This is a genomic window from Niastella koreensis GR20-10, from assembly GCF_000246855.1.
Lineage (GTDB): Bacteria > Bacteroidota > Bacteroidia > Chitinophagales > Chitinophagaceae > Niastella > Niastella koreensis.
The window spans coordinates 258,076-279,506 of sequence record NC_016609.1; the positions used below are offsets into that span (position 1 = coordinate 258,076).

Consider the following 21,431-nt stretch of genomic DNA (forward strand, 5'->3'; position numbering starts at 1 on the left):
GAAAGTAGTTGACAAGTTAATAAGTTGACAAGTTGATCAGTTGACGAGTTGACCAGGATGAAGGGGGGTGATAGGGTTGATATAGTTGATAAGGTTGATAAAGGAAGAGAGACGATTTGTAAGAAATAGGAGTTCGGAGGTCGGAAAGTTAACAGGCTAAGATTTATCCCGAGGTTGCCAAACTCCCCCTCCACCGGAGGGGGCCGGGGGGAGGCCAAACGTTAACAAATCCCTAAACCAAACCCAGGTACCAACCTTCCTGCAACTCCCGGTAAAAACCCATTGTCACCTGCTATCAAATTAAACTCATGAAACAACCAACGCTAATTGCCGTAGGCATAGGGCTATGCCTGTGCCTGTGCCGCTGCTACCGGAATAATGATGGCAGAAATGCAGAAAAGATGGCTTATGTGCCGGTATATATGGCTGTCAGTGACAAAACCGATATCTCCATCTCCACTGTACGGCCAACCGAAAGATCGGGGAAAATATATGCCTTTGGCAATTACATCTACCAAAACGACCTGAACAAAGGCATTCACATCATTGACAATTCCGATCCGCAGCATCCCCAAAAGATCGCCTTTCTCAATATTCCCTATAATACCGAGTTTGCAGTAAAAGGAAACTACATCTATGCCAATAATGGCAGCGACCTGGTGGTGGTTGATATCCGGGACATCATGAAACCCGTAGTGGTAAAGCGAATGGCTGATGCCTTTCCATATGTTAACCAGGACGTGCCGCCACAGGCTGGTTATTTTGTTTGCCCCGATCCCGGTAAAGGCATTGTGGTTGACTGGGTATTACAAAACGTAAAATCTCCTAACTGCAAACACTAAAAATACCAACGTGAAGAAATTATTACTTTATATCCTGCTGCCGGTAGTGCTGGCAACCGGTACCCAATGCGAAAAATCATCCAGTGACAGTACTACCAGTACAGGTAGTGGCGGATCAACAGCCCGGTTTGCCATTCAGGGCAATTATCTGTATACCGTAGATAAAACGAACCTGAAAGTGTATAATATTACTGACGTAGCTAACCCCGTGCTGAAAAACACCGTGCCTGTGGGGTTTGAAATTGAAACCATCTATCCGTTTAAAGATAAACTGTTTATCGGGTCAACCAGTGTGGTGTATATTTTTTCGGTGGATGATCCCGAGAACCCAAAGCGGTTAAGTACAGCAGTTTCGCCGGATGTTCTCCGCCGGTGCGATCCGGTGGTGGCAAAAGATACCGTAGCCTATGCTACCCTGCGTACCAATGGACCTTGTGGCGGTATCCAAAGCGTTATGGCTGCCTATGATATAAAAGATATCAGCAATCCCATTCAAAAAGTAACATACCCGGTTGCCGAACCGTACGGCCTGGGCTATGCCGATTCTGCCCTGTATGTTTGCGACCGCTATGGGTTGTATGTTTTTAATATTCAAAAAGCGTTTGCCCCAATAATGGTTAAGCAGATCGGCAATGCCTGGTACCTGGATGTAATTCCCTGGAACAATACCCTTATTTGCCAAATGCAGGATGGTTTGAACCTGTTTGATATCAGTAACCGCCTTAACCCTACGCTCATTACAAAAATTAATTAATGCACCGCATCTGTATCTTATGCCTGTCACTGTTATTGGTGGCATCTGTTGGGAATGCACAATTGTTTTCATCCAAAACCTGGTTGGGGGATACCGGTAAAATAAATCTCCGGATAAATGCACTGGGCTTAATGGACCTGCCCGATGGAAATATTTCGGTAGGCGGTGAGTACCGGTTTAACAGAACCTGGGCAGTTCTCATGGATGCCGGTTATATTGCATATTCCACCTATTATTTCGGGACCACAAAAACCAGTGGCGTACTGTTACGCCCCGGGGTAAGATTGTATGGGGGCAAATTAAGGAGTGTATTTCTCGATCTGCAGTTCCATTATAAAGGCGTGCAGTACCATGTGGACGACTGGCTGGATAAAGATGTGGTGAATAATGTACCCACTTACCAGGAACGCCGCATATTCCTGGCGCAGAAACGGGTATACGGCGGCCAGTTTGTGGTTGGCGGAAAGGAATTTCTCGATCCCGACTATCGCTGGTTCCTGGAATTTTATGTTGGGGTTGGATTGCGTTATAAAGAAGAATGGCTGCGTGGCGTACCCGATGCCCGGTATGACGGGGGCACTGCCTTCTTCCGCTCAGGCGCATTAACGGAGCATAAATATTCCGTGGTGGTACCGGCATTTCCTGCTTTTATAAGACTTGTTCATACTATACGCTAAATTCAGTTTTTAAGTTCTTAAGTTATTAGGTTCATCCGTCGCAGGCGGATTACTTTAAACATTCAACTTTGAACTATCAAACTCAATAACCTAAGAATTTAATAACATAAACTTAAAACCACAAAGGCAGAACATTAAACCTCTTTTCTTAGAACTTCCAACGGAGGTTTATTTAGTATGCTGCGGCTGTTAAACAGGCCGATGATAACTGTTAGTAGTGAGATAGCCGCGAACAGTCCGGCAACCGGCAACCAGTGCGGGGTAAACGGCGCCTTAAAACTGTATTTGGCCAATGCCCAGCTGGCTGCCATCGATAATAAAATACCGGTGGCGGCGGCCAGGGCGCCTAAAAAGAAATATTCCAGGGCAGTGATGAATAATATTTGTTTGCGGCTGGCGCCCAGCGTACGCAACAGAATGCTTTCCTGGATGCGTTGGAACTTGCTGATGAGCACCGAGGCAATCAACACAATTAACCCGGTAATTATACTGAACCCGGCCATAAACCTAATCACAAAACCGATCTTGTCAAGTACCTCATCAAGCACCGTAAGTATTAAGTTGAGATCGATAATGGATACGTTGGGATACTTTTTTACCACTGCCTGTTGAAAGCGCGCTGACACTTCGGGCGAAGGCACCCGGGTTACCAGCACATGAAACTGCGGCGCTTCTTCCAGCACGCCGCTAGGAAACACCACCCTGAAGTTGGTTTGCACCCGCTGCCAGTCAACCTGGCGCAGGCTGCCCACTACGGTGGGGATGAGCGTGCCCTGCACGTTGAAAATAATATGGTCGCCCAGGTTTACATGAATGCGTTTGGCATACCTGTCTTCCATGGAAATATAGATCACATCATCCGGTGAAGTAACAGGCCCGTATAATTTGCCGGCGGTTATTTTTTCAGAACTGGTTAAGGTATCGCGATAGGTTACGCGAAATTCCCACTCGTAAGCTTCGGTACGGAAGCCTGAACCCGAATCGGATTTCACCTGGGCTGCCGTTTGGTGGTTGATCTCCTCCACCCGCATGGTGACGATGGGCACTTGCTGCATAACGGGCAGGTTATAGGTTCGGGCTAATGCAGCCACACTATCCCGCTGGTTGTTTTGAATATCAAACAGCACCATGTTGGGCTGATTGCCGCTGCCCGATAAGGTAACGCGGCTGATGAGAATATCCTGGATAAAATACAGGGTGCCGATAAATGCTGCGCCCAGTCCGATGGTGACGATCAGAATAAGGGTCTGGTTATTGGGACGGTACAAATTGGCAAACCCCTGCCGCCACAGGTAATTCCACGAGGAGGGGAAAAAACGGCGTACCAGCCAGCGCAGGAAAACAGCTATCCCTGATAAAATCAGAAATGCTACCAGGATACTCAGCGTAAAGATGATGGCCTGCCGCCAGTCGTGGATCTGCCACCAGGTAAACCCGGCCACAAAAAACAGGATGAGGGCATACACCAGCCATTTGATGGGGTCGCGGAACCTGATGTGTTCCACCGACAGCCGCAGGGTATACAGTGGGGAAATATTCCGCACGCTTACCAGCGGCAGCAACGCAAATAATAAAGAAATGACCACCCCCGAAATAATGCCCTGGGTTATGGCTTTCCAGGAGAGCGTGGTAGTTACCGTTACCGGTAAAAAATCTTTCAGCACGGCAGGCAGTTGTTGCTGAATGGCAATACCCAGCAAGGCGCCCAGTATTGAACCTATTAACCCAATGCCAACAATCTGGATCAAATAAATAAGGAATGCCTGTACCGAATTAGCGCCCAGGCAACGCATGATGGCAATAGATGCAATCTTTTCGCGGATATAAATATGAATGGCGCTGGCCACGCCAATACAACCTAATAACAAAGCAATAAAGCTGATGAGTGTCAGAAACTGGTTGAAATCTTCAAAGGCGCGGCCGGTGCTTTTCTTTCTTTCTTCAACCGTATCATAATCGAGTCCTTCTTTGTCTAAACGGGGTTCAATATCCGAAATAACGCCGGCTATTTCAGCCGGGCGGTTGTATTTATAGTAATAGGAAGTGGCAATGCGGCTGCCTTTTTGAATAAGGCCTGTGGAGTCCAGGTATTTGAGCGGAATATATACAGGCGGCGCTACGGTGGTGGAAATCCCGGTTCGGCCCGGTGCCTTGGTAATAACGCCGGCAATGGCAAACGTTACATCGCCAATTTGAATGGAGTCGCCCACCTGCGCATTGTATTGCAGCATTAAGGTTTTATCAACCAGCGCCTGGCGGGCTGTACGAAAGGCTATGCCGGCGCGTACCGGCGTGGTTTCAATAGCGCCATAATAAGGATAATCGCCTTCGAGCGCACGTACCTGCACCAGGCGGGTGCCATCGTTCTTTGTGAAATAGATCATGGAGGCGAACGTGCGTTCAACCGAACGCTGATCGCCCAGGGAATCGAGCAGGGGCCTGATGCGGGAACTTATTTTCTTATTGCTTTCAATCACCAGGTCGGCGCCCACCAGGGTTTTGGCCTGGGAGTCGATATCGCTGCGCACATTATCGCCCAATGAAAAAATAGCTACCAGCGCTGCAATCCCCAGTACAATGGAGGATACAAACAGGAATAAACGCGACCGGTTACGCCGGCTGTCGCGCCAGGCCATTTTCAGCAACCATCCAAAACGGAGTCGTCTTTTGTATTTGAACCTTTCTATATCCATTGAGTGGGTGGTTAATTAAGCTCGTCTGCTACAAGATGTCCGCCTTTGATTTTGATAATACGCTTTGTCTGCGAAGCCAGTTCCAGGTTATGCGTTACAATTATTAACGTAGTGCCTGCTTCCTGGTTCAGCTCGAACAGGAGTTTTATCACTTTGTCACTGGTTTCCACATCGAGGTTGCCTGTTGGTTCATCGGCAAATAAAATGCGGGGGCTGTTGGCGAATGCCCGGGCAAGGGATACCCGTTGCTGTTCGCCGCCCGATAACTGGGCGGGGTAGTGATGCATGCGGTTATTCAACCCAACTTTGTCGAGCAGGCTCATTGACCGGGCACGCACGTTCTTCTCTCCACGCAATTCCAGGGGCACCATTACATTCTCCAACGCCGTAAGGGTAGGCAACAATTGAAAGTTCTGGAAAATAAACCCAACATAACGATTGCGCACCTGTGCCCGTTCGTCTTCACTCAGTTGATCGAGCCGGATATTATTCAACTCCACCGAGCCTTTGCTGGAGCGGTCGAGGCCGGCGCATAAGCCCAGCAGCGTTGTTTTTCCGCTGCCCGAAGGGCCCACAACAGACAGGGTGGAACCGGCTTCTACCGAAAAATTCACATCATTGAGCACCGTCAGGGTTTGACCTGCGCCCTGGTACGTTTTACTTACGTTCTTTACGTTGAGGATGGTTTCCATGCCGAATGTTAAGATTGCAAAATGTTGCCGGTAATAAGTTACGGCTTTAAACTTTTTATTACAATTATTAGGTAATAATGTTGTTTAAATTAATGTTATTTTGGGTATAAACTTACAGGCGGAAAATGTGCTGCTATAAAAGGAGGAATCATGAAAAAGTTTAATAGTACTATTTATATGAGTGGAAAATATTTATTTGTCGGCATGCTGTTGTTGGCCTTACTGGGCAGTTGCGGAAATAATGCAGATAAAACAAACGATACCGGCAAACAAAAAAGGGAACAATTGCCTGCACAAGCCGGTAAAGAAAAGGCCAAAACGATCGTCTTCTTTGGAAACAGTTTAACCGCTGGTTATGGGGTAGACCCCTCGGAGGCCTTCCCGGCCCTGGTGCAGGAAAAAATAGATTCTCTGCATTTACCATATAAAGTAGTGAACGCGGGATTGAGTGGTGAAACAACGGCCGGGGGGAAAAGCAGAATTGACTGGATCCTGCGTCAACCGGTTGACATTTTTGTGCTGGAACTGGGTGGCAATGATGGATTGCGTGGTATTCCTATTGCAGAAACCTCCAGGAACCTGCAGGCTATTATAAGCAGGGTACGGGAGAAGAATCCCCAGGTTAAAATAGTTTTGGCCGGTATGCAGGTACCGCCCAATATGGGGCGTACGTATGCCAGTGCCTTCCGTGTGGTATTTCAGCAACTGGCGGCCAATAATCAAATAGACCTTATTCCCTTCCTGTTGGAAAATGTGGGGGGCATCAGTCATTTGAACCAGGCCGATGGCATTCATCCCAATCCCCAGGGGCATAAGATCGTAGCTGAAAATGTGTGGAGGGTAATACAGGGATTATTGTAAGGTTGCCATCATGCGTTTTGTCATGTATCTTGCAGCCGGCTTCTGAATGCTAAAAACAAATACAGTGACAACTACCCTGGCAAAATTACCCGTATCAAAAAATCCCCGTGTAGTAATTGTGGGCGGTGGATTTGCGGGAACTGAACTGGCCAAAAAATTGTCGAAAGCTTCCTTGCAGGTAGTATTGATCGACAAAAACAACTATTATACTTTTCAACCGCTTTTATACCAGGTGGCAACCGCCGGGTTAAATGCGCCTTCCATTGTATATCCTTACCGTAAAATACTGGAAAAGGGCGACGATACTTTCTTCCGGCTGGCCGAAGTAGAATCGGTTTACCCGGTTGAACGCATCATTGAAACCAGTATTGGCCTGGTGCATTATGATTACCTGGTAATTGCTACGGGCGCCACCACCAACTTTTATGGCAATAAACAAATAGAGCAGCATGCCATAGCCATGAAGAGTGTGGAAGATGCACTGATGCTGCGCAATACCATCATCTGCAACTTTGAGAAAGCATTACAAATAGGCGATGAAGAACAGTTGAACAGTTTGATGGACTTTGTAATAGTGGGCGGTGGTCCTACAGGTGTTGAAATTGCGGGTGCATTAAGTGAGCTGCGTAAACATGTATTTCCAAAAGATTATAAGGAGCTTGATTTTATAAAAATGGATATCCACCTTATTCAAAGTGGAGATCATATTTTAAAGGGAATGTCGCACGAAGCTTCTACCCATGCATTGAAGTTTTTGGAGAAGGCGGGTGTACAGGTATGGCTGAACCGCCGCGTTAAATCATTTGATGGGTATACGGTGGTGTTAGACAATGGCGAAAAGCTGATTACCCGAACGCTTATTTGGGCGGCAGGCGTAACCGGCGCACCCATTAAAGGGTTGAGTGCGGAATGTATTACCAGCGGCAACCGCCTGAAGGTAGATGAATACAACCGGGTAGCAGGGTATGAGAACATTTTTGCCCTTGGCGATATTGCCGAAATGGCAACTGCCGAATTACCTGAGGGCTATCCCATGCTGGCCCAGCCTGCCATTCAGCAGGGCCGTTTGCTGGGCGACAATTTACCAAAACTGGTAGCTGGCAAACCGTTAAAGAAATTTGTATATACCGATAAAGGTTCATTGGCAACCATAGGCCGTAACAAAGCGGTGGCCGATGTAAAGTTCTTTAATAAAGAATTTAAGACCCAGGGACTCTTTGCCTGGTTCATCTGGCTGTTTGTGCATTTGTTTTCTATCATTGGGTTTAAAAACCGCCTGCTGGTGTTTATTAACTGGATCTGGAATTACCTGAGCTATGATGCCGTTATGCGGGTGATCATTGGCAACAAAAAAGAGAACGAGCCGGTTGAAAAGGCTACGGATAAGGTGTTGGTGTGATGTTTGTGTTAACTACGGTACTTTGTGGGTAAATGATGGGGGGTGTGTATGCGAAACATGGGATATCTTCGCGGTAATTAATTTTTAACCCCCGACCAACTGATTTATGCGACTTCCCGTTTTAACTCTCTTAAGTTCCGTACTATTTTTCTTTTCTGCCAACAGCCAAACCTGGCAACCCGTTGGCCCCGATGATTTTAATGAACCGGCTTTCGACGTTTCCACTTCTACAGCGATTACCATGGACGCCAGTGGGCATCCTTATGTGGCTTATCGCGATGGCTATACCAGCATCGAACATGTAAGAAAATTTAACGGAAGTACCTGGGAAGAAGTAGGGAACCTGAATATTACGCTGCCCAGCAATTTTAGCGAAGTGTCATTATCTATAGATGGCGCTGGTGTGCCATACATTGCCTATGGGGATGCAAGCAATAAGCCTACTGTTAAAAAATATGATGGCAGCAACTGGGTTGATGTGGGTACTGCAGCTGCTATGACTGGCCAGGTTTTTTCCACTATAGGTTGTGCTTTGGGCGTTACCGCCGCAGGAATAGTGTATGCCGCATTTTCCGATCTTACTACCAGTAATAAACTCGCTTTAAGAATATTTCATCCCGGAACCGACTGGTTCGACTGGATTCCGGGTGGGGGCGGGGCTACATCAAGTGGCGCAGGTGTTGTTTCCCTGGCCGTAGATAACAGCAGTAACCATTATGTTGCGTTTAGTGATGGCAGTAAAAGCGGGGCCATCAGTGTAATGAAATTTGATCCGGGGCTCAGCCTGGTGGGAACATCGGGGTTTTCTTCCGGAAGTGTAAGCGCTACTTCCATCGCATTGGATGCCTCCGGCACACCCTATGTTGCGTTTGCTGACGGTGGAAATTCAAAAAAGATCGCCGTAAAAAAGTATGATGGCGCCAACTGGATCGATGTGGGAACACCTGGCTTCTCCATCGGCGAAGCACAGAGCATAACCTTGAAAATAGATGGCAGCGGAAATGCATACGTGCTGTATTGCGATCTGGGGAACAGTAATAAAACCATAGTAAAAAAGTTTGATGGTAGTAATTGGGTAAATGCCGGGCCTGATATTACGACCGCACTAAACAACAGCAAACAAAGAATGGCGCTCGACGCAGCCGGTAACCCTTACGTTTTTTTTATAGCAAATAATTTATTTGAGCAAAAAGCCGAAGTAAAAGAATTAGCGGGTGGTACGTGGACCACAATAGGTACCAAGGGTATCGAGGAAGACGGTACACGATATACCAAAATGGTGACCAATAGCAATGGCACGCCGTATGTTGTATATCAAAACTGGACTACCAAAAAAGCAACCGTTAAAAAATACGATGGCAGTAGTTGGGTGCCTGTAGGTACGCCGGGATTTTCGGCTAATGGCGTTGGGTATACCACCATTGCAATAAGCCCGAATAATATTCCGTATGTTTTTTATGGTGACCAGGTAAACGGCGCCACCGTTAAAAAATTTGATGGCAGTAATTGGGTAGATGTGGGCGCGCCCGGCTTTATCACATCGGCAATGGATAATACCAACATTATAGTTGACGCGGGCGGCACGCCTTACATAGCTTATAGAAGCGTGGCCTCGAACAAGATAAACGTACAGAAATTTGATGGCAGTAACTGGGTAAATGTAGGCCCGGCAGACTTTTCTGCAGGTACGGTCACTTATATTTCCCTGGTGCTGGACGCCAGCGGTACTCCCTTTGTAGCGTATTCAGATGCCGGTAGCAGTAATATAGCCATGGTTAAAAAATTTGATGGCAGCAACTGGGTAGATGTAGGAACGCCCGCTATTACATCAGGTTCTTCAAGCAGAAATAGTTTGGCCTTCGATGGCAATGGCACCCTGTATGCGGCCTACTATGATGGGAGTGCAATGGTTAAAAAATTTGATGGCACTACCTGGGCTGATGTGGGCACGGTTGGTTCAGGTGTTACCAACGTGATGACAATGGGAATTGACAGGAATAATGTGCCGTATGTGGCTTATAATTTATTGAGCACTATTGGCATGACCGTTAAAAAATATGACGGCAGTAACTGGGTTACTGTAGGAGGCACTGACATTTGCGCTGGTAAAACCAGTGGTAGCGCCAATGGTTTCTACCTGGCTTTTGGCAATGGCAATGTGCCGTTACTCTCCTATACCAATGGCAGTATGTATGTAAAAAGTTTTGGCCTGCTTACTGTTTTGCCCCTGCGCCTTACGGCATTCAATGGCCGCATTGAAAAAGGCGATGGCCTGCTGAACTGGAACACAGATAACGAAATAAATACCCAAACGTTTATTGTAGAAAGAAGCACCGATGGCCGTAAGTATGTTACAACGGGCACTATACAGGCCGTTAACGAAAGCGGCGTTCATCAATATGCCTTTACCGATAAACAGGTGAACCAGTTAGGCTTTTCTATTATTTATTACCGGTTAAAACAGGTTGATATCGATGGACATTCAACCTACAGCCGGGTATTGATGCTGCAGGTTTACAAACCGGCCAATGCCGTACGTTGTTACCCCAATCCCGTTACCAGCGAAACCAACCTGAGCATTACGCTTGAAAAGGCCGGAACCGTTCAGGCCCGGATTTTTGATAACCAGGGTAATGTGATCCAGGCGCAACATTGGGCGCTGAGAGCGGGCACTAGCTCTATTCCTGTGAATATGAGTTCTTTAAGTAAAGGGGTTTATTACCTTGAAATAACCGGAACAACCGGGAAAAAACAGGTGCGCCTGGTAAAACTGTAGACTCATACCTTAATTATATAAAGCAGGACGGCTGTGGCAGCCGTCCTGCTTTTTTATGTCTACCCAGGCCAATATAATCCCTACCTTTGCGGCCCAAACACCTGTCCTTACCATATTCAACCCGCTGAACCGACTTATCAGTTGATGGCCTTCCTGAAGGGCCCATTTTCCCAAAATACATTGATAATCAGCGACAATCTTGATAAAGAATAACTATCTCCCAATAAAAAGAAATGATACATCTCTGTTTATACTTTTTAGTATAGATTATCGTACCTTTGTGGTCCTAAACAGAAAAACAGGTCAATTCTAAAGTTTTTGATATGAATAATGAGCTTAGTGCAATTGAAAAAACGGTTCTCACTGATTACAAATACGGCTTTGTAACGGAAATTGAAGCGGATGAAGCACCTCCCGGACTGAATGAAGACACGATCCGTTTTATTTCGGCCAAAAAGAACGAACCGGAGTGGATGTTGGAATGGCGCCTGAAAGCTTATAACCACTGGCTTAAAATGCAGGAGCCAAACTGGGCTAATATCAAATATGAACCCATCAACTATCAGGAAATTAAATTTTATTCTGCCCCCAAACAGAAAAAGAAGGTCAACAGCCTCGACGAAATAGATCCTGAATTACGCAAAACATTTGAAAAGCTGGGCATTTCCCTCGATGAGCAAAAACGCCTTTCCGGTGTGGCCATCGATGCGGTGATCGACAGCATATCTATAGGTACCACCTTTAAAGAACAACTGGCTGAACTGGGCATTATCTTCTGCTCCATCAGCGAAGCCATCCAGGAGCACCCTGAACTGGTAAAAAAATATATAGGTTCGGTAGTACCTATTACCGATAACTATTTCTCGGCACTGAACTCAGCTGTTTTCAGCGATGGTTCATTCTGTTATATTCCCAAAGGCGTACGTTGCCCCATGGAACTGTCCACCTACTTCCGCATCAATGCAGAAGGAACCGGTCAGTTTGAGCGTACGCTGCTGATTGCCGACGAAGGCAGCTATGTTAGCTACCTCGAAGGTTGCACGGCTCCTATTCGCGATGAAAATCAATTACACGCTGCCGTGGTAGAACTGATCGCACATGAGAATGCCGAGATCAAATATTCGACTGTACAAAACTGGTATCCCGGCGATAAAGACGGTAAAGGCGGTATTTACAACTTTGTAACCAAACGCGGTATTTGCGCAGGCGCTCGTTCCAAGATCTCCTGGACGCAGGTTGAAACCGGCTCCTCCATTACCTGGAAATATCCCAGCGTAATTTTGAAAGGTGATTATTCAGTAGGTGAGTTCTATTCGGTAGCCGTTACCAATAACCACCAACAGGCCGATACCGGAACCAAGATGATGCACCTGGGTAAAAACACCCGCAGCCGGATCGTATCAAAAGGTATTTCGGCTGGAGTAAGCCAAAACAGTTATCGCGGTCTGGTGCATGTGGGTAAGAACGCGGCCAATTCCCGTAACTTCTCGCAGTGCGACTCCTTATTATTAGGCGACAAATGCGGCGCCCATACCTTCCCGTATATTGAAGTAAAGAACAATACAGCCGTGGTGGAGCATGAAGCAACTACGTCAAAAATTGGTGAAGACCAGATCTTCTATTGCAACCAGCGTGGTATTGATACCGAAACAGCCGTTGCCCTGATCATCAATGGTTTTGCCAAAGAGGTAATGAACCAGTTGCCAATGGAGTTTGCGGTAGAAGCACAGAAGTTACTGGCTATTAGTTTGGAAGGAAGCGTAGGCTAATGTGCTAATGTGATAATTAGCTAATGTGGTAATGGAATACAGCTCTTTGTTCTTGGTTACCGCGACGGCTTAAAGCTTACAGCTTTTTTCACGTTACACGACATTGTCCGCCGAAGCTTTAGCGAAGGCAGATTTTAAACAGAAGATTCACGATTAAATTATATCATTCTATTATGTTATCAATTAAGAACTTGCATGCAAGTATTGACGAGAAGAAAATTTTGAAAGGTATTAACCTCGAAATTAAACCAGGTGAAGTGCATGCCATTATGGGACCGAATGGATCTGGTAAAAGCACCCTGGCGTCGGTACTGGCAGGCCGTGAAGACTACACCGTAACAGATGGTACTGTAACCTTTAATGGTAAAGACCTGTTTGAATTAGCTCCTGAAGAAAGAGCTGGAGAAGGCTTGTTCCTTGCCTTTCAATACCCGGTTGAAATACCAGGTTTAAGCACTACCAACTTTATAAAAACAGCAGTGAACGAAGTACGCAAGTACCGTGGCGAAGAAGCGCTGGATGCGGTGGCTTTCTTAAAATTGATGAAAGAGAAGATGGCTATGGTGAACATAGACCAGACTCTGTTAAGCCGTTCGCTGAACGAAGGTTTCTCAGGTGGTGAAAAGAAAAGAAATGAAGTGTTCCAGATGGCTATGTTGAATCCCAAACTGGCTATTCTTGATGAAACCGATTCAGGTCTGGATATCGATGCCATCCGCATTGTAGCCAATGGCGTGAATAAATTACGTAATAAGGATAACGCAGTGCTGGTAGTTACCCACTATCAACGTTTGCTTGATTATATCGTTCCTGATGTTATACATGTATTGTACAATGGGCGAATTGTAAAATCAGGCCCTAAAGAACTGGCGCTTGAGTTAGAGGAAAGAGGGTACGATTTTATCAAGGAACAGTTTAAAGCTGAAGCTTAATAGAATAAAGAGTCAGTTCCAAGTTTCAAGTTCCAGGTTTCAGGGAAAACTTAAAACTTGGAACCAGGAACCCGGAACCAGTAAGTTGGACCCTGAAATGCGATAAATAAAAATGAATAATCTAGAATACATTAAGGAACGCTATAATGAACTGCCCTCTGTAAACGAACAGAATGGTTTGGGCGTTATTCGTCAAAAAGCATTTGATGCGTTAAATACAATGGGCATTCCTACCACCCGCCATGAAGAGTGGAAGTATACCCGTATTGGCAGTTTCTTCAATAAGGAATACAAATACCATGCAGCCGGCGCTTTCAGCGCGGCCGACCTGGCGCCAGTTCGTTTACCCGCTTATGAGCAGGCGAACGAGCTATTCTATATAAACGGACATTATTCTCCTGAACTGTCTGTGATCCGCTCAAAAGGGTTGACTGTACAATCGTTACAGGAAGCATCGAAGAATGAGTACAGGGAGATTGTTTCAAAACACCTGGGTCATAGCAGCAATTATTTAAAAGATGGCATCATAGCCCTGAGCACTGCCTTTGTTCAGGATGGTGTGTTTGTGCACATCAAAAAAGGCCAGATCATTGAGCACCCCATTTACATTTATAATATTACCGATGCACGCCAGGCGAATGTGCTGGCGCAACCCCGCACACTGGTATATGTAGGCGAGAATGCACAGGTGAAGTTTGTTGAAACCTTCAACACCCTGGGCACGCAGGAAAGTTTTACCAACCGCGTAATCGAGATCGTGGTGGAAAAAGACGCCATCACCGAGTATTATAAATTGCAAACCGATGCCTCACACGCCAGCCAGGTAGCTACCACCCATATTCAGCAGATTGGTAAATGCGTTACGCATACTGTTACCGTATCGCTGAACGAAGGGCTGGTACGTAACAACCTGAACATTGTACTGGATGAAGAATATTGCGAAGCGCATTTGTACGGCATTTATTTACAAACCGGAACAAGTCACATAGATAACCATACCGTGGTTGACCATGCCAAACCGCATTGCGAAAGCAACGAGTTGTATAAAGGCATGTTAGACGATCAAAGCACCGGTGTATTCAATGGTAAGATCTTTGTACGTAAGGATGCACAAAAAACCAATGCTTACCAAAGCAATAAGAATGTGCTGCTGAGCGAAGGCGCCAGTGTAAACACCAAGCCGCAGCTGGAGATTTTTGCAGATGATGTAAAATGCTCACACGGTTGTACCATTGGCCGTTTGGATGAGGAGAGTTTGTTCTACCTGCGTTCAAGAGGGATTACAGAAGCCACTGCCAAATCATTGTTATTACACGGGTTTGCAGTAGACATCCTGGAGCAGATCAAACTGGCCCCTATTCGCGAGTATGTTGATAAACTGATTTCAGAACGTTTGGAATTTGATTTCGCATGATAGAAAGCAACACCATTACAAAGGGACTGGATGTACAGGCTATCCGCCAGCAGTTCCCGGCGCTGAACCGGCAGGTGAAAGGACAGCCATTAGTATATTTTGATAATGCCGCTACGACTCAGAAGCCGCAAGTGGTGATTGATGCACTGGTTGATTATTATACCAATTTCAATGCAAACGTGCATCGGGGTATACATACGCTGGCCGAAGAAGCAACCGCGCTTTTTGAAGCCAGCCGCAATGCTGCCCAGCAATTTATAAATGCATCTTCGAGAGAAGAAGTCATCTTTACCCGGGGTACTACCGAAGGTATTAACCTGGTAGCTTATACGTGGGGACGTAAAAATATAAAAGCAGGGGACGAGATCATTATTACGGAGATGGAGCACCACTCCAATATTGTTCCCTGGCAGATCCTGTGTGAAGAAAAAGGCGCGGTGCTGAAAATGGTGCCCCAGCAAAACGGGGAACTGTTGCTGGATGAATTTAAAAAACTGCTGAGTTCAAAAACAAAACTGGTATCTGTAGTGCATGTATCAAACGCACTGGGAACCGTGAACCCGGTAGAAGAAATCATCAAACTGGCTCACCAGGCCGGCGCCCTGGTAATGGTAGACGGTGCGCAATCAACCGTTCACCTGGATATAGACGTACAGGCAATGGATTGCGATTTCTTTGCTTTCTCTTCGCATAAAGTATATGGCCCAACCGGGATAGGGGTGTTGTATGGTAAAAAGCATTTGCTGGAAGCCATGCCGCCGTTTCAGGGCGGGGGCGAAATGATCAAGGAAGTAACGCTGGAAAAAACAACCTATGCCGATCTGCCTTATAAGTTTGAAGCCGGTACTCCCAACATTGGCGATGCCGCCGTGCTGAAGACCGCATTGGAATTTGTAACGAAGATTGGTAAGGAAAAGATCCGCCGGCACGAGAATGAATTACTGGCCTATGCTACCGAACAACTGGTGCAATTGCCCGGATTGAGGATCATTGGTACCGCAGCCAACAAAGTAAGTGTGGTATCGTTTGTGATAGATAAAGTGCATCCGCAGGATATTGGCATTTTGCTCGATAACCGGGGCATCGCCGTAAGAACCGGTCACCACTGCGCACAGCCTTTGATGGCGTGTTATGGCATTCCCGGCACCATCAGGGCATCTTTTGCCATGTACAATACCAAAGAAGAAGTGGACAAGCTGATAGTTGGATTGCAGAAAGCATTAAAAATGTTATTATAACAATGAGCGATCATAAGAGCATACAGGCCATAGAAGATGAACTGGTAGAAGAGTTTTCGCTGTTCGATTCATGGGACGATAAGTATGAGTACATCATTGATATGGGCAAAAAGCTGGCGCCGCTGGAAGATGAATACAAGCTGGATGAGAATAGGGTGCGCGGCTGTCAGAGTACCGTATGGCTGGTAAGTGAATACAACAATGGTATTATCCGCTTTAAAGCCGATAGTGATGCAATTATTACAAAAGGACTGGTAAGCATGCTTATCAGGGTGCTTTCGAATCATACGCCTGATGAGATCATTGAAGCGGAACTGGGATTTATTCAAAAGATCGGGATGACCACCCATTTGGCGCAAACCCGGGCAAACGGGTTGCTGGCGATGGTAAAACAGATGAAGAACTTTGCACTGGCCTATAAAATTAAAAATTCGATGAGTCATGGATAACGAAGCGCTGAAAGAGAAAGTAACGGAAGTATTGCAAACCATTTTTGACCCTGAGATACCGGTAAGTATCTGGGAACTGGGTTTGATTTACGAGATAAATATCTTACCGATCAATAACGTTCAGATAGTAATGACCTTAACAGCGCCCGGCTGCCCGGCTGCGCAGTCGTTACCGGTAGAAGTTGATCAGAAGGTACGTGAAATAGAAGGCGTGAACGATGTGCATGTGGCTGTTACCTGGACACCAGCCTGGGACAAAAGCATGATGTCGGAAGCGGCGCAATTGCAACTTGGGTTTCTTTAGGGGCAAGTTGACCAGTTGACGAGTTGATCAGGAAGTTGATAGAGCTGACGGAGTTGATAGGGTTGATAAAGGAAGAAGAAGTGAGAAGTCGATTTACGAACAACAAGAACTCATTATATAATGAAAATAACTGCACAGGAAGAATACGGTTTACGTCTGTTGATCCGCCTTGCGGCGTGTAAGGATCCGAATGGAATGAGTATTCCGCAGTTAAGTGAAGCGGAAGGGATCACCGGCACCTATGTAGCCAAGCTTACCCGCATTCTGCGCCTGAAGGGGTTTATAAAAAGTAAACCTGGCAATAAGGGTGGCTATGAGCTGGCAAGGCCTGCCAGGGAGATTGTGATAAATGATGCGTTAAAGGCCCTGGGTGGACCCATGTTCAGCAATAACTTTTGTGGGTCGCATTCCGGTACCATGAAGTTATGTACCAACTCGGTGGATTGCTCAGCTCGTTCGTTGTGGCAGATGATCCAATATACATTGGACCAGTTACTGGATAAGGTAACGCTGCACGACCTGGTGAACTCCGAAAAGGAATCGACCAAAATCCTGTACCAGATGCTGAAGCCGGACCCATCGATCATGAAAAGCATTATGAGTATTGTAACGCCGGAAGAATAACAAGACAACTTATTAATAAAAAAGCCCCGACAGCATCAGCTTGTCGGGGCTTTTTAATGTAGTCTTTTTATTTCACACCGGGTTTTCAGCGGTCTTAACAACGATTACTTTAGTTTCAGGCTGCGGTGTGGTATTGTAGGGGGCATTGTTGGCGGAATAGCCGGCGACTAGTAAAATTACTAATCCGGTATGGGAACAAACCGATACGACTTGTTGGTAATTCATGGAATACTGTTTTTAAGTATAAACTTCAACCTGTATCTCAATTGATTATTATTACAGGTTCATCTTCACTATAAATAACGTTCATTTTTACGGTTTGGTATGTTAATTAAATGTAATCGGTACGCTTTCATGATATTCCAGGTTTATATAATAACTGATTATTATCACCAGTTTAGGGTATTGGTTATTAATTTTTTTTAATGTAGCTTCGGCAGGATTTAAATAAACTAACTGTTCTGTATATCCTCGGTTTTGATCTATTAAGACTTCTCTGATTTTACATAGCTCTGGCAGTAGTAATTGGCTTTTTAATTATCCGGTTAAGGATCCTGTAGGCCTGACGTATACAGGGCATACTCATCTGTACTCCTAATTACATGAAGTGAATTGTCATCGTTGCTAACAGCATCGAGGGAGATACTATTTTCTTTAACCAATTAAATCATGCGCTTATGAACAAGTCAGAAGAACTGAACGCGCTCCGCAGCAATCTGCTGCAAAACGACAGCACCTGGAATGCGGGTACTAACATGATCTTTGAATTGTCAAGAGAAGAACAGGAGAAACGGCTGGGTTATATACCTGGTCCGGGTGAACCAAGTCTTCAGGAGCAGGAAGCGATGGCCCAGGCCAACCTGCTTAATTTCAATGTACGCAAAAGCGCCTATGGCAACGAGTTTGGTGCTCCGGCATCATTCGACTGGCGCAACAAAGGCGGACAGAATTTTATGACGCCCATAAAAGACCAGGGCAGTTGTGGCTCCTGCGTTGCTTTTGGTACGATTGCCTCTGTAGAAAGCCGGATAAAGATCTTAAAGAACAACCCCGCCTATGTAGTGGACCACTCCGAAGCACACCTGTTTTATTGTCTGGCAAGGGCCGAGAACAGGAACTGTAACAATGGCTGGTGGCCCGACAGAGCGCTGGAGAATTATAAAACTACCGGCGTTACCGACGAAGCCTGCTATCCTTATACCGCAGGTGATCAAAACTGCACCGGGCGTTGCGCAGATTGGCAGAACCGCGTTACCAAGGTGGCGGCCTATTCAAACAAAACAAACATTGCCGCTATCAAAGAATGGTTATCAACCAACGGGCCAATGATCGCCTGCTTCTCGGTGTATTCCGATTTCTTTGCTTACCAGAATGGCATCTACCGCAAAACGGCCAATGCCGAATTACGTGGCGGCCACTGCGTAAGTTGCGTGGGCTATAACGACGCTCAACAGTTCTGGATCTGTAAAAACAGCTGGGGACCAAACTTTGGCGAAGGCGGTTACTTCCGCATCGGGTATGGTGAATGCGGCATTGACAGCAGTATGTTTGGTGTAGATGCTATTGTTGATACCGCCTGGCTGAGCAACATACAGGTGAGAGGGTTGTGGAATAATAAATCAGACCGCAATGCTTATGCCTACCTGGGCAATGAAGGCTGGAAAAGGATCTCACCCAGCAATGATGTTAATCACTACATGTTGTTGAATGATCTGGCCAGTGCCAAAAGTGCCGGCCGCAATATAACTGCTCATGTTGAGAACGGTATTATTACCGAAGTATATGCATAGCATACATTCTCAGGTATTGAATTCTACAATTAAAAAATTATAACATGTCCAAGAAGAACATACCAACCGATATGCCCACTGCAACAATGGCATCGAACAATATTTTAAACCCCGAGCCGCAACCATTGCTGCCCGCTGCTTCCATGATAGATAATGGTAAGTCCATGTTAAGTGCAACGCCCATGGACTCTTTAAAAGAAGTAGAAAAGGGTATGTCTGCCGAAGAGGCTGCCGGCGCCGGAGTGTGGTTCAACAGTAAAAAAGTGGTTGGCTTATGGACCATTGCGCAAACCCGCAATGCATGGGCCAATATCAGTGATCTGGGCTGGAAGAAATTCTACAACGGATCAGATTCATCGATTGTTGCCTTTAACATTATTGCCGGTTCTGCATTGGAAAAACAGACGCTGGTAAATGTACTGATAGAAAATGACCAGATCGTTGAGATCTATGCGTGGTAAGTGATACTGCATTTCCATACTACTTTGACAGGCCATATTTCGAGGAAGACGTGTTTTCATCTCAGACATATGGCGCATTGGGTTATATGGCCTGTCAAAGTCGTATTTATTGCGCTGGTTTTTATTAGTTGTCTAAATAAACATTGTATGCAGGAGTTCCAATTAAGCGAAGCCGATAACGGTAAGAAATTACAACTGCAGGTGCATGATCACGTAGTAATAAAACTGCCCGCCAATCCGGGTACAGGTTATAACTGGGAGGTGCAGCCCAATAATCATTTCAACGTATCGCATCAGTATAAAACCCAGGCCGATGCCGGTGTAGGCGCCGGGGGGATGGATGTATTTGAGCTGGACCCCCAAACCCAGGTGCAGAGTGGGTCTATTAAGTTTTTATACAAGCGGGCGTGGGAGTCAGGTACAGGGAAGGAGTTTAGTGTTAGTTATCAGATACAATAGTTGACCAGTTAACCAGTTGATCAGTTGACCAGGAAAAGGGGTTAAGTGGAATTAAGTAGAAGGTTGATAGAAGTTGATAAAGTTGATGGGGTTTACAAGTTAACAAGTTGAAATATTAACAGGTTAAGTATTCTTGCGAGGTTGCCAAACTCCTCTCCGCCAGCTGGCGGAAGGCCGGGAGGAGGCCGCCTTTTATTTTAATAAGCTGCCCGGCGTTACCCCAAACTTCTTCTTAAACGCCCGCTGAAAATGCTGCGGATGCGCATAGCCCAGCTCATAGGCTATGGTGGACATATTCTTTTCTCCCTCATAAATAAGCCGTTTGGCTTCGTTAAGCCGGTGTTCATTTACAAAGGCCACCACACTGTTCTCAAATAACTGTTTGAATCCTTTCTTCAATTTAAATTCATTGATGCCGCAGAGTTTCGACAGCTCGGCTAAAGAAGGTGGGTTGTCGCAACGGGCCGTTAGAATATCGCGGGCATGGTAGATCTTTTCTTTATCGGCTGCCTGCAGTTTTAGCGGTTTGGCAACAGGCGTGGAAGGCTTCATCAATACTTCACATTGCAGGCTAAGCAACGTGAGGATCTGCGATTCAATAAAAAGGGATCGTAAACCTGCCGCATCGGGACATTGCCAGATGTTATCAAAAATAAACCGCATGTGGCTGGTGAGTTGTTTTTGCGGCGCCTGCATAACAAAAGAAATGCCGCTGGCTATTTTATCTGCTACGTGCGCCAGTTCAGGCGTATAACCTGAGAACAGCGTAATCATTTTTTCAGGTTGGATATGCACGCCGAACATGCGATAGGAGCCCATGCCTATCAATTCGTTCACTTCATTGGAATAGGGATTGAATAAAATATTGTGATAATCTTTCCCATACAAACAACGGTTCAAAACGCCCTCATGCGTTTGATACATATTTCCCTGCAGCATGAAATTCATTTCAACAAAAGGAAACACATTAAAATGCTGCCAGGGCGCCGTGATGGCTGTGGTATGGTTAACGCTGTCGATAATACCAATGCCACCCGCAGATGTTATTTTAACGGTTCCGGTACGGTCAGGGAAGGGCAGGGCATATTCCCTTACCATTCCATCGTGCAACTGAAAGAACGGGTTAAAATCTTCCTTACGTCTGAATTTATTTTCGGCTGACATATGTTTGATTGACGATGAACCCAATAATTTATTTTGCTGCTGCGGCTTTCAGCCTTCAACTTTGAACTATGAACTGTGAACTCCCTTCATGGTACAAATTACTCCCGATAATGCCATCCCACCTTTTTCGAAC

At 45.8% G+C, this 21,431-nt stretch carries 19 protein-coding genes; 16 read left to right on the plus strand and 3 right to left on the minus strand.

Translation table 11 applies throughout. The features are described from left to right. Window positions 1-308: 308 nt before the first annotated feature. The 3 genes from NIAKO_RS01030 to NIAKO_RS01040 are packed head-to-tail and all read left to right on the plus strand — an operon-like array spanning window position 309 to window position 2,273. The gene (locus NIAKO_RS01030) at window positions 309-842 is read left to right on the plus strand and encodes an LVIVD repeat-containing protein (RefSeq protein WP_014216522.1); all 534 of its coding nucleotides are present in this window, start codon (window positions 309-311) and stop codon (window positions 840-842) included. Window positions 843-852: 10 nt separating this feature from the next. After that, a complete protein-coding gene (locus NIAKO_RS01035) occupies window positions 853-1,596 on the plus strand; it encodes an LVIVD repeat-containing protein (protein ID WP_014216523.1) in 744 nt (247 codons plus the stop codon). Continuing rightward, on the plus strand, window positions 1,596-2,273 hold the full coding sequence (locus NIAKO_RS01040) for a DUF3575 domain-containing protein (protein ID WP_014216524.1): 678 nt from the start codon (window positions 1,596-1,598) through the stop codon (window positions 2,271-2,273). The genes NIAKO_RS01035 and NIAKO_RS01040 overlap by 1 nt, the downstream gene beginning before the upstream one ends. A 134-nt stretch (window positions 2,274-2,407) precedes the next feature. On the opposite strand, the gene NIAKO_RS01045 is transcribed toward NIAKO_RS01040, so the two are convergent. Beyond that, entirely contained in the window at window positions 2,408-4,966 is a 2,559-nt protein-coding gene (locus NIAKO_RS01045) for an ABC transporter permease (protein ID WP_014216525.1), read from the minus strand. An 11-nt stretch (window positions 4,967-4,977) separates the two neighbouring features. Next, the gene (locus tag NIAKO_RS01050; RefSeq protein WP_014216526.1) at window positions 4,978-5,658 is read right to left on the minus strand and encodes an ABC transporter ATP-binding protein; all 681 of its coding nucleotides are present in this window, start codon (window positions 5,656-5,658) and stop codon (window positions 4,978-4,980) included. 150 nt (window positions 5,659-5,808) lie between these two features. Here NIAKO_RS01050 and NIAKO_RS01055 point away from each other — a divergent pair, with 150 nt between their 5' ends. From NIAKO_RS01055 to NIAKO_RS01115, 13 genes are all read left to right on the plus strand, one after another. Then, window positions 5,809-6,519 carry an arylesterase gene (locus NIAKO_RS01055; RefSeq protein ID WP_014216527.1) on the plus strand — a complete coding sequence of 237 codons (711 nt, stop codon included), beginning with the start codon at window positions 5,809-5,811 and terminating at the stop codon, window positions 6,517-6,519. Window positions 6,520-6,583: 64 nt separating this feature from the next. After that, a complete protein-coding gene (locus NIAKO_RS01060) occupies window positions 6,584-7,918 on the plus strand; it encodes an NAD(P)/FAD-dependent oxidoreductase (protein ID WP_242675433.1) in 1,335 nt (444 codons plus the stop codon). Between the two features lie 106 nt (window positions 7,919-8,024). After that, window positions 8,025-10,694: a T9SS type A sorting domain-containing protein gene (locus NIAKO_RS01065; protein WP_014216529.1), complete on the plus strand. Its 2,670-nt coding sequence runs from the start codon at window positions 8,025-8,027 to the stop codon at window positions 10,692-10,694. Window positions 10,695-11,017: 323 nt separating this feature from the next. Further along, window positions 11,018-12,463: a Fe-S cluster assembly protein SufB gene (gene sufB, locus NIAKO_RS01070; RefSeq protein ID WP_014216531.1), complete on the plus strand. Its 1,446-nt coding sequence runs from the start codon at window positions 11,018-11,020 to the stop codon at window positions 12,461-12,463. A 173-nt stretch (window positions 12,464-12,636) separates the two neighbouring features. Beyond that, window positions 12,637-13,395 carry a Fe-S cluster assembly ATPase SufC gene (gene sufC / locus NIAKO_RS01075; RefSeq protein ID WP_014216532.1) on the plus strand — a complete coding sequence of 253 codons (759 nt, stop codon included), beginning with the start codon at window positions 12,637-12,639 and terminating at the stop codon, window positions 13,393-13,395. A gap of 112 nt (window positions 13,396-13,507) precedes the next feature. After that, entirely contained in the window at window positions 13,508-14,809 is a 1,302-nt protein-coding gene (gene sufD, locus NIAKO_RS01080) for a Fe-S cluster assembly protein SufD (protein WP_014216533.1), read from the plus strand. Beyond that, complete coding sequence (locus NIAKO_RS01085) at window positions 14,806-16,047, plus strand: cysteine desulfurase (RefSeq protein WP_014216534.1); 1,242 nt, start codon at window positions 14,806-14,808, stop codon at window positions 16,045-16,047. The genes sufD and NIAKO_RS01085 overlap by 4 nt, the downstream gene beginning before the upstream one ends. A gap of 2 nt (window positions 16,048-16,049) precedes the next feature. Continuing rightward, window positions 16,050-16,496 (plus strand): SufE family protein, encoded by a 447-nt coding sequence (locus tag NIAKO_RS01090; RefSeq protein WP_014216535.1) that lies wholly within the window; start codon window positions 16,050-16,052, stop codon window positions 16,494-16,496. After that, window positions 16,489-16,800: an iron-sulfur cluster assembly protein gene (locus tag NIAKO_RS01095; protein ID WP_014216536.1), complete on the plus strand. Its 312-nt coding sequence runs from the start codon at window positions 16,489-16,491 to the stop codon at window positions 16,798-16,800. The genes NIAKO_RS01090 and NIAKO_RS01095 overlap by 8 nt, the downstream gene beginning before the upstream one ends. A gap of 120 nt (window positions 16,801-16,920) precedes the next feature. Continuing rightward, window positions 16,921-17,424 (plus strand): RrF2 family transcriptional regulator, encoded by a 504-nt coding sequence (locus tag NIAKO_RS01100; RefSeq protein WP_014216537.1) that lies wholly within the window; start codon window positions 16,921-16,923, stop codon window positions 17,422-17,424. A gap of 677 nt (window positions 17,425-18,101) precedes the next feature. After that, on the plus strand, window positions 18,102-19,214 hold the full coding sequence (locus NIAKO_RS01105) for a C1 family peptidase (protein WP_014216539.1): 1,113 nt from the start codon (window positions 18,102-18,104) through the stop codon (window positions 19,212-19,214). Between the two features lie 44 nt (window positions 19,215-19,258). After that, window positions 19,259-19,675: a hypothetical protein gene (locus tag NIAKO_RS01110; protein WP_014216540.1), complete on the plus strand. Its 417-nt coding sequence runs from the start codon at window positions 19,259-19,261 to the stop codon at window positions 19,673-19,675. A gap of 147 nt (window positions 19,676-19,822) precedes the next feature. Further along, window positions 19,823-20,134, plus strand: coding sequence for a protease inhibitor I42 family protein (locus tag NIAKO_RS01115; protein ID WP_041346174.1), 312 nt, complete (start codon window positions 19,823-19,825; stop codon window positions 20,132-20,134). A 192-nt stretch (window positions 20,135-20,326) separates the two neighbouring features. Here the strand turns inward: NIAKO_RS01115 and NIAKO_RS36280 are convergent, their stop codons facing one another. Next, window positions 20,327-21,298, minus strand: coding sequence for a helix-turn-helix transcriptional regulator (locus NIAKO_RS36280; protein WP_014216542.1), 972 nt, complete (start codon window positions 21,296-21,298; stop codon window positions 20,327-20,329). Window positions 21,299-21,431: the final 133 nt, after the last annotated feature.

Bases quoted from the DNA above. Each gene is read 5' to 3' on its own strand.
- NIAKO_RS01030 (WP_014216522.1), top strand. From the start codon at position 309: ATGAAACAACCAACGCTAATTGCCGTAGGCATAGGGCTATGCCTGTGC.
- NIAKO_RS01040 (WP_014216524.1), top strand. From the start codon at position 1,596: ATGCACCGCATCTGTATCTTATGCCTGTCACTGTTATTGGTGGCATCT.
- NIAKO_RS01045 (WP_014216525.1), bottom strand. From the start codon at position 4,966: ATGGATATAGAAAGGTTCAAATACAAAAGACGACTCCGTTTTGGATGG.
- NIAKO_RS01050 (WP_014216526.1), bottom strand. From the start codon at position 5,658: ATGGAAACCATCCTCAACGTAAAGAACGTAAGTAAAACGTACCAGGGC.
- NIAKO_RS01055 (WP_014216527.1), top strand. From the start codon at position 5,809: ATGAAAAAGTTTAATAGTACTATTTATATGAGTGGAAAATATTTATTT.
- NIAKO_RS01065 (WP_014216529.1), top strand. From the start codon at position 8,025: ATGCGACTTCCCGTTTTAACTCTCTTAAGTTCCGTACTATTTTTCTTT.
- sufB (WP_014216531.1), top strand. From the start codon at position 11,018: ATGAATAATGAGCTTAGTGCAATTGAAAAAACGGTTCTCACTGATTAC.
- sufC (WP_014216532.1), top strand. From the start codon at position 12,637: ATGTTATCAATTAAGAACTTGCATGCAAGTATTGACGAGAAGAAAATT.
- sufD (WP_014216533.1), top strand. From the start codon at position 13,508: ATGAATAATCTAGAATACATTAAGGAACGCTATAATGAACTGCCCTCT.
- NIAKO_RS01085 (WP_014216534.1), top strand. From the start codon at position 14,806: ATGATAGAAAGCAACACCATTACAAAGGGACTGGATGTACAGGCTATC.
- NIAKO_RS01090 (WP_014216535.1), top strand. From the start codon at position 16,050: ATGAGCGATCATAAGAGCATACAGGCCATAGAAGATGAACTGGTAGAA.
- NIAKO_RS01095 (WP_014216536.1), top strand. From the start codon at position 16,489: ATGGATAACGAAGCGCTGAAAGAGAAAGTAACGGAAGTATTGCAAACC.
- NIAKO_RS01100 (WP_014216537.1), top strand. From the start codon at position 16,921: ATGAAAATAACTGCACAGGAAGAATACGGTTTACGTCTGTTGATCCGC.
- NIAKO_RS01105 (WP_014216539.1), top strand. From the start codon at position 18,102: ATGAACAAGTCAGAAGAACTGAACGCGCTCCGCAGCAATCTGCTGCAA.
- NIAKO_RS01110 (WP_014216540.1), top strand. From the start codon at position 19,259: ATGTCCAAGAAGAACATACCAACCGATATGCCCACTGCAACAATGGCA.
- NIAKO_RS01115 (WP_041346174.1), top strand. From the start codon at position 19,823: ATGCAGGAGTTCCAATTAAGCGAAGCCGATAACGGTAAGAAATTACAA.
- NIAKO_RS36280 (WP_014216542.1), bottom strand. From the start codon at position 21,298: ATGTCAGCCGAAAATAAATTCAGACGTAAGGAAGATTTTAACCCGTTC.